A 13588-nucleotide genomic window follows, 5' to 3' on the forward strand; every position below is an offset into this window, starting at 1 on the left:
CGGCGCCCGTACGGACGCCGGGGCCGACCCGTGTCAGCCGTGCCGGCCGCTCAGAGCGGGTTCACGCGGTACATCGGGAAGTAGGACCCGATCCTGCCGTTCGCGTAGTCGTCGGCCAGTTCGGGCACCCGGTCGAAGTCGTAGACCACGTCCGACCCCTCGGGCGCCATCCAGCCCTCCGCCTCCTGGAAGTCCCGGATGCCCGGCGAGTCCGGCAGCCGCCACACATGCGTGTTCACATGGATGTGCCGGCTGATGCACTCGGCGCCCCGCAGATGCGACAGCCGCATCCCGGCCTTCCAGCCGCAGGTGGTGACGACGCCCTCACGGGCCAGGGCCCTCAGCGTGACGTCGTACAGCGGCTCGCCGATGTTGTCCACGAAGACCGCGGCCCCGTGGCCGTCGCTGAGTTCCTCGACGACCCCCAGGAACTCCTCGACCGACGTCCGCCGCCGCTGGTGCCGCTCACGGTCCGTCCGTTCCTGCCGGGTGGGCAGCGACAGGGCGGGGAACCGGCGGCGGTCCACCGCGACGATGCCGTTCTCCCGCAGGAAGGCGACACGTTCGTCCGAGCCCGCCGTCATCGCCACCCGGAACCCGGCCCGCTTGGCCAGCATCAGCTCGGCGAAGGCCACCCCGCCGCCCCACCCGAACACCAGGTGGTTCGCCGGGTCGTCGTCGGGGACCTGGGTCCGCCAGCAGCCGTACGCCTTGCGCCAGTTGTCCCAGGCGGTGAAGTACCGCCCGTACGTGGCCCACTGCGGCAGCGAGTACGCCGTCCCGTCCGGGACCGGCAGCAGCAGCCGTACGTCCATCTTCGACCGCTTCGCCAGCAGGCCGACGGTGTGCGGGGCGTCGTAGGCGTAGGCGAGCTCGGCGTAGCCGAAGCGGTCGAGCTTGCCGAACGGCAGGAGCAGACACAGGTCCCCTTCACGGACCCGCACGTCCCGGCCGCCCGCGTTCACCTTGAGGACCCGCACCACGCCCAGGTTGCCGAGGACCACCGCGTCCTCGCCGCGGCTGCTGCACACGTCGATCGGCGAACGGGCCAGCGCATGGTCGATGTTGGCCTCCCAGGAGCCGAGGATCGGCTCCACCAGCGCCTCACCCTCCTCCAGCGGGCCGAAGGTGAACAGATCGCGGCGCAGCACGGCACCCGGTCCGCCGTCGTGCGGGCCGGCCGTCGCACCGGAGCGCAGGACCCAGGCTTCTGGTGAGTAGATGACAACCTCCTGTGATCGAGTACGTTCCCCGGGTTCGCGGTGCGGTCAGCGGGCCGTCGCCGGCACCCGGTAGCCCACCGAGACACCGCCCCATGCCTCGCCGGCGCCGTAGGCGACGGCCCCGAGCCGGCCCGCGGAGGGCAGCGAACCCGCCTCCAGCTCCTCGGCGAACGCCAGTGGGATCGACGCGGACGACGTGTTCCCCGCGTGCGCGATCCGGTTCACGAAGGGCACGCCGAGATGGGTGGTGAAGCTGCGGACCTGTTCCAGGATCCGGCCGTTCGCCTGATGGCCGACCAGGACCGTCGGCGCGGGCCCCTCGTCGAAGAGGTACTGCGCCGACTCCGACATCCGGCGCACGGCGCGGTCGTACACCTGCATCCCGTCGAGATGGATGCCGCCCGCGTCCGTCTCCCGCATGAGCGCCTCCTGGGAGCCGTCGCAGCCCGCGGTCTGGCGAAAGCCCGCGAACTCCGCGCGGTCCTCCAGCAGTACGGCCGCGGCGCCGTCGGCGAAGATGCACGCCGTCTGCCGGTCGGTGCGGTCCACCAGCCGGGACATGGCCTCCACCGAGCACACCAGGACCGACCGGGCCTGACCCGCGTCGCAGAGGGAGAGCCCGGTGACCAGTCCGTAGACGAAGCCGCAGCAGGCCGCGTTCATGTCGAAGGCCAGCACCGAGGGGCCCAGCCCGGCGAGCCGGGCCACCTTCTGCGCGATGCCCGGCACGCGTTGGCGCACCGAGGTGCTGACGACGACCAGGGCGCCGATCGAGGACGGGTCGTCCATCCTGGTCACGATCGGTGCGCAGGCCTCCGCCGCCACCTCCGCCAGGGGGACCTCGTCCGGCAGCCAGGAGCGTGCCGCGATGCCGCTGCGGCGCCTGATCCACTCGTCCGTGAGGCCGATCGACGCGAAGTGGTCGTTGTCGATCGTCCGGCCCGGCTTCGCGGTGGCGATGTCGACGATGCCCGCGCTCATCCCCGGCTCGCCAGCTTCACGAAGTAGGTGCTGAAGTCGTCCAGGAAGGCGAAGCCCGCCGTCTCCTTCAGATCGCCCTTGACCTGGAGCGCGCGCTCCAGCTGCTGGTGCAGCTCGACCAGGTCGAGGGAGTCGAGGTCGAGGTCGGCGACCGGCCGGGAGAGGTCGTCGGGGCCCAACGACGGGTCGCGCTCGCGCAGTTTGGCCAGCATGGTGTCCGCGATACGGCTTTCGATGTCGCTCATGTTCCTTCTCCGTGCAACTGACTGGATGGGGTGGAAGTCCGGGGGCCTGGGGCCCGGGGTGAGGCAGGGGCGGCTACTCGGCCGCCAACCGGTACAGCACCTCACCGGACTTGAGGATCGTGCCGACCGTCGCGGAGTGGGCCGCGACCAGACCGCCGCGCTCCGCCACGATCTCCGTGCTCGCCTTGTCGGTCTCGACGACCGCGATGACGTCACCCCGCTCGACCCGGTCGCCGACCGCGGCGACCCACTCGATCAGCAGGGCCTCGCCGAGGCCGTGCCCGAAGCCGGGAACGTGCATGTCCAGGGGGGAGTCGCTCACTTCGTCATCACCAGCACCTCGTCCTTGATCTCCTGCACACCGATCAGATAGTCCTTCTCGAAATCCGCCGGGGGATACGCGCGACGGTCGGGCGCCAGCCGCCGGACCGGGCCCCGGAGCGCGTCGAAGCCGTGCTCGGCCACCGACGCGGCGATCTCGGCGCCGATGCCGACGTCCTTCGACCCCTCGTGCACGATCAGCAGCCGCCCGGTTCTGGCGACCGACTCCAGGACCGTGTCCATGTCGAGCGGCGCCACCCACCGCAGGTCCACCACCTCGACGTCGACCGTCGGGCCGAGCGCGTGCGCCGCTTCCAGGACCTCGTGGGTGACCGCGCCGAAGGTGGCGATCGTCAGGTCCGAGCCCCGCCGCACGATCCGGGCCGAGGTCGGCGACCTCGCCGGCTCGGGATCCCGGACGGGTGTGTTCCGCCGCCAGTACAGACGGATGGGCTCGTACATCACCACGGGCGACCCGAGCGTCACCGCGTGGCGCAGGATCTGGTCGGCGTCCTCGCCGGTGGAGGGACACGCCACCGAGATGCCGGGGGCGCGCGCGAAGAGCGCCTCGTTGGACTCGCTGTGGTGCTCGACGCCCCGGAAGCCGCCGCCGGTCGGGATCCGCACCACCAGGCTCGGACTGACCTGGCCGTTCCACCGGCCGCCGATCCGGGCCGCCTGCGTCACCAGCTGGTTCACCGCGGGATAGGTGAACCCGTCGAACTGGATCTCGCAGACCGGCACCAGCCCGCTCATCGCCATCCCGACGGCCTGGCCGACGATGGTGGACTCCGCCAGCAGCGAGTCGCGCACCCGGTCCCTGCCGAAGCGCTCCTGGAGACCCCGGGTGACCCGGAACACGCCTCCGAGACGCCCGATGTCCTCGCCGAGCAGCAGCAGTCTCGGATCCTGTTCCAGCAGATCGGCGAGGGTCGTGTTGATCGACTCCGCCAGACCGGGGGACCGCACGGTGCTCGTCACGCGTACTCCTTCATCAACCGCTCCCGCAGCTCCCGCACTTCCGCGCCGACGGCGTCGAGCCAGGCGGTGTCCACCAGCCCCAGACCGGCCAGCCGGTCCGCGTAGGCGGTCACCGGGTCCGCCGCCCTGGTCCGCGCGATGTCGTCCCGGCTGCGGTACACCTCCTGGGCGTCGGAGGTCGAGTGACCGTGGATGCGTCCCACCTCGATCTCCACCAGGTACGGCGCCCGCACCCCGCGGACATGGGCGGCGGCCCGTGCGCACGCCGAGAAGACGGCCTCCGGGTCCTGCCCCGACACCTGGACGGCCTCGATCCCGAACCCCTGGGCGCGCTCGGCCACCGAGGTGCGCATCTGTTCGTCGGCGGGCTTCGAGATGGCCCAGCCGTTGTTCTGGCAGACGAACAGCACGGACGCCGACTCGACGGCGGCCAGGTTCATCGCCTCCGACATGTCGCCCTCGCTGGTGGCGCCGTCGCCGACGTACACGACGACGAAGTCCTCCCGCCCCTGCAACCGCTGTCCGAGGGAGTACCCGACGCCGTGCAGCGTCTGCGCGGCCAGGACCAGCGTGTACGGGAAGAACCGCAGCCGCCGCGGATCCCATCCGCAGAACGTCCGGCCGGCCCACTGCGCGACCAGTTCGTCCGGCGCCACGCCCCGCAGGAGGGCGACCGCGTGCTCGCGGTAACTGGGGAAGACGGTCGGCTGCGGGCCCACGGCGAGCGCGGAGCCCACCTGCGCGGCCTCCTGCCCCTGGCAGGACAGCCAGAGGTCCAGGGCGCCCTGCTTCTGGAGCTGACGGGCCTCTTCGTCGATGCCTCTCGCCACGAGCATGTGACGCAGCAGCGACCGCCGTGTGTCGTCGTCTGGATCTATTGCCTGCTCGGATTCTGACTTCAAGATCATTGATCACCAGTCGTAGGTTCGTCGGTGAGCTGTCTGTCGTCGTGCCGCACGAAACACCCCCGGGGGCTCCTCCCTCCGAAGGCGCCGCGCACCGGCGGCCGGGCGCGGGAACGCGTGGGGGAGCGGGGAACTGGTGTTCACCCAGGGAGAGTGGGGGACCGAGGCGCGGACCCGTCGGCGACGGGTCCGTTCCCTCGGTGTCCCGGCCTCTCCGGCTGCCCCGGCCGCCGGGCCCGCGTGGGCGGAACGCCCACCGGGCTCCCTGCACGCCGCAGCCCGGTTCCGGCGCACGACGACGCCACCGACGAGCACGCCCGGCAAGGGGTGCGGGGCGGCGGACGGCTACCGGAAACGGTTGCGGAGAGGGTGGGTTACGGCTTCTCGGACGACAGCGCGGGCGCGCGGTAGGACACGACGCGGCCTGGTCCGTAGCGGACCGGTCCGGGTGGTGAGGGCGCCCGCGTCGGGGACCCGGCACGACCGGGTCCGGCGGAGAGCCTGATGGTGCGGCCGACGTCGGGCATCGGCACAGTCAACTGGGCCATCACTTCAGTTCCTTCCCCCGTCGCACGGGTAACACCCGTGCTGTCATGCAGCCTAACGGAGCCGTCGCGGGCGGCGCATCCCGTCCCCGCGGCGTCCGCACACGCACAGCGTGGCCTTACACGGCGCTATATCCGCTGCTTACTGGTCAGATCCACCAGCCGGCGCGTGATCGCGTCCGTCACCTCCGCGTGCCGGTCCACGAGATAGAAGTGCCGGCCCGGGAAGACGACCGAGTCGAAGGCGCCGGTGGTGTGTTCCCGCCACGCGTCGGTGTCCTCCGGCGACACCTTGGGGTCGTCCGTGCCGTTCAGCACGGTCACCGGGCAGCTCAGCAAAGGCCCCGGCTCGTACCGGTAGCCGTCCACCGCCTCGTAGTCGGCGCGGATCACCGGCAGCGCGAGCTGCACCAGCTCCTCGTGCTCGAACACGCGCGGGTCGGTGCCGCCGAGCGCCTTCACCTGCTCGATGAGCGCCTTGTCGTCCAGCAGATGACTGAACTCCCGCCGGTGGCGGGACGGCGCGTTGCGCCCGGAGACGAACAGCGTCAGCGGAGCACGGCCCATGGCCTCCAGCCGCCGGGCCACCTCGAACCCGAGCACCGCTCCCAGGCTGTGCCCGAACAGCGCGATCCCACGGTCCGTCCACGGCACCAGCTCCGCGACCAGCCGGTCCGCCAGCTCCGCCAGGTCCTTGATCAGCGGGTCGTGCCGGCGGTCCAGCCGGCCCGGGTACTGCACCGCCAGGGTGTCGACGTCCGGGCCCAGCGCCTTGGCCAGCTTGGTGTAGAAGGCCGCCGACCCACCCGCGTGCGGAAGACACACCAGCCGGACCGACGCGTCGGGCGCGGGCGCGTACCGTCGTATCCAGGGCGAGTCGGCGGGGCTGTCGAACGCGGTCATGTCACTCCTCGGTCGTGTGGTGCCGTCCACCGGCGAGAGGCGTCGCCCGGGCGCCGCACGGGACGCCCACCACCGACCGGCGGCCGGACTCCCCGTCACAGCACAGGTTCTGACGCCGTCTCGCCGGAGAACCCGCAGGCCTCGGATGAGGCACAGCTCCACCGTACTGGGTCGTGACGAACAAGTGATCTACGTTTCTCCGATCGAGGCCGCCCCCGGCCGGTGCCGCCGGGGTAAGGGGCGCTCCCCGCTTCCGCCGTCCTACGGCCCTTCCCGTTTCCGTCGCCCCTACGGCCCTCGCCGCCCGCGCCCGTCGTTCCCCGCGCCCGACCGGTCCCGCAGCTCCCGGTGCAGCTCAGTCGATCACCGCCGCCCGTACGCACAGCACGTCCGGCAGATGGGAGGCGAGCTGCCGCCAGCTGTCGCCGTCGTCGGCCGAGGCGAACACCTCGCCGTTGCGGTTGCCGAAGTACACGCCCGCCGGGTCCGCGTCGTCCGTGCACAGCGCGTCGCGCAGCACCGTGCCGTAGTGATCCTCCTGCGGCAGGCCCGCCGTGAGCGGTTCCCAGTTCTTGCCCGCGTCCGCCGTGCGGAACACCCGGCAGCGGTGGTCGGCGGGCACCCGGTCCGCGTCGGCCGTGATCGGGAAGACGTACGCCGTGTCGCCCCGGCTCGGGTGGGCGGCGACGGCGAAGCCGAACGTGGACGGCAGGCCCTCGCCGATGTCCGTCCAGTGCGCGCCCGCGTCGTCGCTGCGGTACACACCCCAGTGGTTCTGGAGATAGAGGCGGTCCGGGTTCTCCGCGTCCCGGGCGATCTTGTGCACACACTGGCCGAACTCGGGGTTCGGATCCGGCAGGAACACCGCGGAGACACCGGAGTTGGACGGCTCCCAGCTCGCGCCGGCGTCGGTGGTGCGGAACACCCCGGCCGTCGACACCGCCACGGTCACCGCACGCGGGTCGCGCTCGTCGGTGAGGACGGTGTGCAGGCCCTCACCGCCGCCACCGGGCACCCACCGCGAGCGCGTCGGATGCTCCCACAGGGGACGGACCAGTTCGAAGGTCTCGCCCCGGTCCTCGGAGCGGTACAGCGCGGCCGGTTCCGTGCCCGCGTACACCACGTCCGGTTCGGCGGCGGCCGGGTGCAGCTGCCACACCCGCTCCAGCGAAGCCTCCGTGTCCCGCGGGAACTTGACGGCCGGCTTGGCCGGTTCGGTCCAGGTGCGACCGAGGTCGTCGGAGTGGAACACCGACGGGCCCCAGTGCGCACTGTCACCGCCGGCCAGCAGCCGCGGGCGGTCCCCGCGGGTGTCGATGGCGATCGAGTAGATCGCCTGGGCGTTGAAATAAGGGGATTCGTCGAACTCCCAGGCGCCACCCCTGCGGCGCCCGATGAACAGGCCTTTTCGTGTGCCCACGGCCAGCAGTGCCCCGGTCATGCCGATCACCTCCGCGACGTCCTTGTCCCAGACACCGGCCAGTCTGCACCCCACCACTGACAGTCACCTGCGGGAAGGGCGTCGTCGCAGGTCACCGTGGTGAGGCGGAAGCACGACCGCAAGACGTCGGCCACATTCGGACGGACGCCTGCGCGCGCCGCGGGGCCCGTGCGACCGTCGGGACGCGGGACCCGCCCTGAGCATCGGGACCGCCCGCGCCGTATGGGAGGGCGGTCCTGGAGGTTCGCGTGTTCATGAGGAGGAAGCCTTCGATGGCGTTCGGTGGTCCGAAGGTGTGGCTGTGGCGCTGGCGGCGCAACCCGCTCAAGCGTCGCGCCGACACGGTGGAGGCCTGGATCCTGCTCGGCGCGTGGGCGCTGACCGTCCTCGTCGGGGTCCTGGCCGGATGGGCGGCCGCCGGCTCCGTGGAGCAGGAACTCGCCCGGGAACGCGTCGAGTGGCGCCCGCTGGTGGGCCGGCTGACCGAACCGGCGCCCGGCAAGGCCGCGGGTGGCTCCGCCGGGGGCGACCATGTGTGGGCCGAGGTCGCCTGGACCGGCCCGGACGGCTCCGCCCACAACGGCCAGGTCCGGGTCGGCGCCGGCAGCCCCACCGGCACCGCCGTCACCGTCTGGACGGACCGACAGGGCCGCCTGGTCGCCCAACCGGCGACCCCCGCCCAGGCCCGGCTCCGCGCCTCCCTGGTCGGCGGCCTGGCCGGCATGGGCGCCGCCGCCTTCCCGTTCGTCGGTGGCCGCCTTCTGCGCAGCAGCCTGGAACGCCGCCGGATCGACCAGTGGGACACGGACTGGGCCCTGTTCGACGCGGTGTGGGGGAGACGGATGGGGTGAGCGGGCCGTTCGGGGCTGGTGGGGCTGGTGGGGCTGGTGGGGCTGCCCCTCCCCCTCCAAGGCGAGCCCCCGGCCCAAAGGCGAGCCCCCGCTGAAAAGCGGCCCCCGCCTAAAAGGCGAGCCCCCGCTCCAGGATCCCGTCCACGTCCGCCGCGTCCGGCAGTGTGCCGAAGGCGTACCCCCAATCGCCCCCCAGCCGGGTGGCGCAGAAGGCGTCGGCGACGGCGGGCGGGGCGTGGCGGACCAGGAGGGAGGCCTGGAGGGTGAGGGCCATCTGCTCCACCAGGCGGCGGGCCCCGGCCGGTGTCGCCTCGCCCAGCCGGGTCCGCAGCCGCGCGACCGCCGCGTCCAGCCGGGCGTCCGCCCCCTGGGCCAGCGCCAGTTCGCCGAAGAGGGCCTCCGCGGTCCCCGGCTCACGGGTCAACGCCCGCAGCACGTCGAGCGCGTTGACGTTGCCCGAGCCCTCCCAGATCGACAGCAGCGGCGCCTCGCGGTAGTGCCGGGGCATACCGGAGTCCTCCACGTACCCGTTGCCGCCCAGGCACTCCAGGGCCTCCGCGGTGAAGGCCGGCCCCCGCTTGGTCACCCAGTACTTGCCGACGGCGGTCGCGATCCGCCGGAAGGCCTGTTCACCCGCGTCCCCGCGCACCGCCCGGTCGGCCGCCCCGGCCAGCCGCAGGGTGAGCGTGGTCGCCGCCTCCGACTCCAGCGCCAGGTCGGCCAGGACGTTGCGCATCAGCGGCTGGTCCATCAGCAGCGCGCCGAAAGCGCCCCGGTGCCGTACATGGTGACCCGCCTCGACGAGGGTCTTGCGCATCAGCGTCGCGGACGACATCACGCAGTCCAGGCGGGTGCAGTTGACCATCTCGATGATGGTCTTCACACCCTGCCCCTCGGGCCCCACCAGCCAGGCCACGGTCCCGTCGAACTCCGGCTCGGAGGAGGCGTTGGAGCGGTTGCCGAGCTTGTCCTTCAGCCGCTGGACGCGGAACGTGTTGCGCGTGCCGTCGGGCAGCACACGCGGCACGAGAAAGCAGGACAGCCCGCCGGGAGCCTGCGCCAGGACGAGGAAGAGGTCGCACATCGGCGCGGAGGTGAACCACTTGTGCCCGCGCAGGGTGTACACCCCGGGCTCGGCCGTGGGCGTGGCGGCCGTGGTGTTCGTCCGGACGTCGGAGCCGCCCTGCTTCTCCGTCATCCCCATCCCGGCGAGCAGCCCGCGCTTCTGTGCCGGTACGCGCAGTCCGGGGTCGTACTCCCGGCCGGTCAGCAGCGGCTCGTAGACCTTCGCCAGCTCGGGTTCACGGCGCAGCGCGGGGACGGCCGCGTAGGTCATGGACGTGGGGCAGCCGTGCCCGGCCTCGGTGTGGCCCCACACCAGGCCGCCGGCGGTCCGGGCCACATGGGCGCCGGGCCGGCCGTCGGCCCAGGGCGCGCCCGCCAGCCCCTCGGTGACGGCGACCCGCATCAGCTCGTGCCAGCTCGGGTGGAAGTCGACCTCGTCGACGCGATGGCCGTACCGGTCGTGGGTGCGCAGCACGGGCTCGTGCCGGTTGGCCAGTTCGCCCCACTCCTGCGCCTCGGCGCCCCCGGCGAGCAGCCCGATCCGGCGGACGTCCGCCTCCGCCCATCCGGCGCCCTCCCGGCGCAGCCCCTCCAGCAGGGCGGGGTCGGCGGAGGCGTCGTAGGGCGCCAGGGGCGGCGGCTGGTTGGTCACGTCGTGCGTGGCGTACGGCGGTGACTGCGCGGGTGTCGAGGTCATGCCCCCATGTTGCACTTGCGCTGCGGCTGTAGCAATAGTGCAACATCAAGGGGGACGTACAGTACGTGCCCATGCGGATGAACGTCTCGGCGGAACCCGGCGGGGTGGACCTGCGGCCGCTGTCCGCGCGGTCGGTGGTCCTGAGCCTGCTGCTCGGCACGCACCCGCCCGAGCTGCCGGCGAAGGACCTGGTGCGCGGGGTGGAGCCCTTCGGCGTGGGCGGATCGACGGTGCGGGCCGCGCTCAGCCGGATGGTGGCGGCCGGTGACCTGCGGCGCACGGCCGGCGTCTACCGGCTCAGCGACCGGCTGCTGGAGCGCCAGCGCCGCCAGGACGACGCGATGAGTCCGGACACGCGCGCGTGGGACGGCGACTGGCAGATGGCCGTGATCACCGCGACCGGCCGCGGTCCCGCCGAACGCGCCGAACTGCGCGCCCGGCTGACCGCCCTGCGGCTCGCCGAACTCCGCGAGGGCGTGTGGCTGCGGCCCGCCAACCTCGGCCGCCCCTGGCCCGGCGGCCTCGACGACGTGGTTCGGCACTTCACCGCGCGCCCCGACCGGCCCGCCCGCGCACTGGCCGCGGACCTGTGGCCGCTGGACGCCTGGGCGGACACCGCCAGGGCCCTGCTGGCCCACGCGGAGCGCGCCCACCGCCCCGCCGACCGCTTCACGGCCGTCGCGGCGGTCGTACGGCATCTGCTCGCCGACCCCGTGCTGCCCCCCGCGCTGTTGCCGACCGACTGGCCGGGGCCGGCCCTGCGCGCCGCGTACGAGGAGTACCGGCGCGATCTCACCGCCGCGACCCTCGGCGCATAGGGACGGCGGCCGTGCGAAGCGCCGTGCGGGGGCGCTTCGTACGGCCGCCTTCACCGTGGGGGGAGGGACCTGGTCGGGCCTACTTGTAGGTGATGTCCGAGGACGCGTACTTGCAGTACGTCCCGTCCGCGCTGGTGCCGTTCGTGGTCGGCTCGGCGCCCGTGTTGTTCCCGATGTACTTCTGGCACGGGATGATCTTCTTGCTGCTGTCGCCGACGATCGTGATCTTCTTCAGGGTCGCGCTGTCGCCGTAGTTGGTGTTGATGCCGACGAGCTTGCTGCCCGAGTAGGTCGCCTCGATGGTGTTGAGGTTGATCGTCCGCTTGTACTGCGTCGAGCAGTTGCCGCAGGAGCGGATGAACGTGCCGAAGCTCTGCACCGCGAAGTTGGAGACGTTGAGCGTTCCGGCGCCGTTGAACTGGAACACCTTGTCGCTGGCCGACCGCGCGCCACCGCCCGAGACGGTGTACACGTTGGACGACGAGGAGCCGCGGAACGTGGCCGCGTCCTCGCCGACGTCCTCCCACCAGACGTTCTGGAGCGTGCAGCTGCCCTTGCAGTGGATGCCGTCGGCGGCGGGCGCGCCGATGATGACGTTCTTCAGGACCGTGCCGGCGGCCAGCTCCAGGATCGGCCCCTGGTCCTCGTCCTGGCTGCCGCTGCCCAGGTCGCCGGTGCCGTAGAGGCGGATCATCCCGTAGTCCTTGGTGCCGGACAGCGAGATCGTGGAGGAGACCGCCTGGCTGCCGGTCGCGGTGGGCCAGGTGGCGGCGCTCGCCGGAGTGAGGCTGCCGCTGGCCATGATCATGCCAATCGACATACTGACCGCGGCCAGTGACCCGGCCAGTGCGCGCCTGCGGGCGCGCGGTCGTGTCGCAGAAGTCATGTCCCGTTCCTTCTGTGTGGGGGCGGGGGTGCTCCGCTTGACGCATATGTGAACGATGAGCGTCATAGTGAACATGGAGCGTGGCACAGTGCGGCCTTTTGGGGATCCGGATAAGCGGCTCGGTCACACTGCTGAACGGAACGTAGGGGGTAAGCGCTTTCTAGTCAACGCCTCGTGCAGCACACATTCGGCCACCTCCCGGATGGCCTTTCGGGCGACAGGAGCGTCCGGGAAGTTGGCGTGGGAGCGCTTCCATGACAGGCATGTGCATGCCACTATGCGAGGCGGACGCTCCCCCCACAGAAAGGGGCCGGTACGTGTTCAACTCCCCCAGGAGAGCACTGCGCTCGTTACTCGGCGCCCTCGTGCTCCTCCTCACCGCCGCGCTGCTCACCGCACCCGCCGCCTCCGCCGGGACGGGGGCCGCCGGGCCGCCCGTCGCCGGCGCCGCCCGCGTCCAGGCCGCGGCACCCGTCCCCGCCGCCACCCTCACCGAGGTCACCGGCTTCGGCACCAACCCCAGCAACCTCCAGATGTATGTCTACGCCCCGGCCGGCGTCACCGAGCACCCGGCCGTTCTCGTCGCCGTCCACTGGTGCGGAGGCTCCGGCCCGGCGATGTACTCCGGCACCGAGTACGCCCAACTCGCCGACCGCTACGGGTTCGTGATCGTCTACCCGTCCGTCACCCGCGGCAGCAAGTGCTTCGACGTCTCCTCGCCCCAGGCCCTGCGGCGCGGCGGCGGCAGCGACCCCGTCGGCATCAAGTCGATGATCGACTGGGTCACGGCCGCCTACTCCGCCGACACCGGCCGCGTCTACGCCACCGGCATCTCCTCCGGGGCGATGATGACCAACGTCCTGCTCGGCGACTACCCCGACGTCTTCGCCGCCGGTGCCGCCTTCGCCGGAGTGCCCTTCGCCTGCTTCGCCACCACCGACGGCTCCGAGTGGAACAGCGCCTGCTCCGGCGGCACCGTGATCCGCACCGCGAAGGAGTGGGGCGACCTGGTCCGCGGCGCCCACCCCGGCTACACCGGACCTCGGCCCCGGATGCAGCTCTGGCACGGAACCGAGGACGACGTGCTGCGCTACCCCGACTTCGGCGAGGAGATCAAGCAGTGGACCGACGTACGCGGCCTGAACCAGACCCCGGCCGCCACCGACGCCCCCGCCGCCGGCTGGACCCGCACCCGGTACGGCGGCACCGGTGACCAGGCACCCGTGGAGGCCATCAGCCTCCAAGGCGTGGGCCACAACCTGTACGCCTGGGGCATGGCGGCCCGGGTGCTCACCTTCTTCGGCCTGGACAGCGCGGGGCCCGTCCCGGAGCCCGAGCCCGGCAGCTGCCGGGTGGCCGCCACCACCAACGCGTGGAACACCGGCCTGACCGGCTCCGTGACCGTCACCAACACCGGCACCACCACGATCGTCGGCTGGCGGCTCGGCTTCACCCTGCCGTCCGGGCAGACCATCACCAACGGCTGGGGCGCCACCTACAGCCCGGCCTCCGGCGCGGTGACGGCGGCCAACGCGACGTACAACGGCACGATCGCGCCGAACGCCGGCGTCACCATCGGCTACCAGGCCGGCCATACGGGCAACAGCGCGGCGCCCGGCGCGTTCACCCTCAACGGGGCGGCCTGCACCACGGGCTGACGCACCCACGGGTGGCCGGTCGTGCGACCGACCGGCCACCCACGGACCGGCCCGTCCGACAACGGCCG

General features: G+C 72.3%; 13 protein-coding genes. 3 read left to right on the plus strand and 10 right to left on the minus strand.

Features of this window, described 5'->3' with window-relative positions:
- Positions 1-50 precede the first annotated feature (50 nt).
- The 8 genes from IE275_RS16825 to IE275_RS16860 form a co-directional block, all read right to left on the minus strand.
- Positions 51-1151, minus strand: coding sequence for an MDR/zinc-dependent alcohol dehydrogenase-like family protein (locus IE275_RS16825; RefSeq protein WP_229870298.1), 1101 nt, complete (start codon positions 1149-1151; stop codon positions 51-53).
- 117 nt (positions 1152-1268) lie between these two features.
- The gene (locus IE275_RS16830) at positions 1269-2204 is read right to left on the minus strand and encodes a ketoacyl-ACP synthase III (protein ID WP_189712121.1); all 936 of its coding nucleotides are present in this window, start codon (positions 2202-2204) and stop codon (positions 1269-1271) included.
- Positions 2201-2449 (minus strand): phosphopantetheine-binding protein, encoded by a 249-nt coding sequence (locus tag IE275_RS16835; RefSeq protein WP_189712122.1) that lies wholly within the window; start codon positions 2447-2449, stop codon positions 2201-2203. Before IE275_RS16835 ends, IE275_RS16830 begins: the two co-directional genes overlap by 4 nt.
- A gap of 73 nt (positions 2450-2522) precedes the next feature.
- Entirely contained in the window at positions 2523-2771 is a 249-nt protein-coding gene (locus tag IE275_RS16840; protein ID WP_229870300.1) for a biotin/lipoyl-containing protein, read from the minus strand.
- Complete coding sequence (locus IE275_RS16845; RefSeq protein ID WP_189712123.1) at positions 2768-3751, minus strand: alpha-ketoacid dehydrogenase subunit beta; 984 nt, start codon at positions 3749-3751, stop codon at positions 2768-2770. The genes IE275_RS16840 and IE275_RS16845 overlap by 4 nt, the downstream gene beginning before the upstream one ends.
- Complete coding sequence (locus IE275_RS16850; RefSeq protein ID WP_189712124.1) at positions 3748-4587, minus strand: thiamine pyrophosphate-dependent dehydrogenase E1 component subunit alpha; 840 nt, start codon at positions 4585-4587, stop codon at positions 3748-3750. The genes IE275_RS16845 and IE275_RS16850 overlap by 4 nt, the downstream gene beginning before the upstream one ends.
- A 743-nt stretch (positions 4588-5330) precedes the next feature.
- Complete coding sequence (locus tag IE275_RS16855) at positions 5331-6104, minus strand: thioesterase II family protein (protein WP_189712125.1); 774 nt, start codon at positions 6102-6104, stop codon at positions 5331-5333.
- A gap of 355 nt (positions 6105-6459) precedes the next feature.
- Positions 6460-7545: a WD40/YVTN/BNR-like repeat-containing protein gene (locus IE275_RS16860; RefSeq protein WP_189712319.1), complete on the minus strand. Its 1086-nt coding sequence runs from the start codon at positions 7543-7545 to the stop codon at positions 6460-6462.
- 272 nt (positions 7546-7817) lie between these two features.
- Between IE275_RS16860 and IE275_RS16865 the strand changes: the two genes are divergently transcribed.
- The gene (locus IE275_RS16865) at positions 7818-8396 is read left to right on the plus strand and encodes an Rv1733c family protein (RefSeq protein WP_189712126.1); all 579 of its coding nucleotides are present in this window, start codon (positions 7818-7820) and stop codon (positions 8394-8396) included.
- 109 nt (positions 8397-8505) lie between these two features.
- Here the strand turns inward: IE275_RS16865 and IE275_RS16870 are convergent, their stop codons facing one another.
- Entirely contained in the window at positions 8506-10158 is a 1653-nt protein-coding gene (locus IE275_RS16870; protein WP_189712127.1) for an acyl-CoA dehydrogenase family protein, read from the minus strand.
- 71 nt (positions 10159-10229) lie between these two features.
- Here IE275_RS16870 and IE275_RS16875 point away from each other — a divergent pair, with 71 nt between their 5' ends.
- Positions 10230-10976, plus strand: a complete 747-nt coding sequence (locus IE275_RS16875; RefSeq protein ID WP_189712128.1) for a PaaX family transcriptional regulator C-terminal domain-containing protein — start codon at positions 10230-10232, stop codon at positions 10974-10976.
- Between the two features lie 79 nt (positions 10977-11055).
- Here the strand turns inward: IE275_RS16875 and IE275_RS16880 are convergent, their stop codons facing one another.
- Positions 11056-11862 carry a pectate lyase gene (locus tag IE275_RS16880; protein ID WP_189712129.1) on the minus strand — a complete coding sequence of 269 codons (807 nt, stop codon included), beginning with the start codon at positions 11860-11862 and terminating at the stop codon, positions 11056-11058.
- 269 nt (positions 11863-12131) lie between these two features.
- On the opposite strand from IE275_RS16880, the gene IE275_RS16885 reads away from it, so the two are divergent.
- Positions 12132-13520, plus strand: a complete 1389-nt coding sequence (locus IE275_RS16885; protein WP_189712320.1) for an extracellular catalytic domain type 1 short-chain-length polyhydroxyalkanoate depolymerase — start codon at positions 12132-12134, stop codon at positions 13518-13520.
- Positions 13521-13588 lie beyond the last annotated feature (68 nt).

The organism is Streptomyces phaeofaciens (assembly GCF_014648915.1).
Classification (GTDB): Bacteria; Actinomycetota; Actinomycetes; order Streptomycetales; family Streptomycetaceae; genus Streptomyces; species Streptomyces phaeofaciens.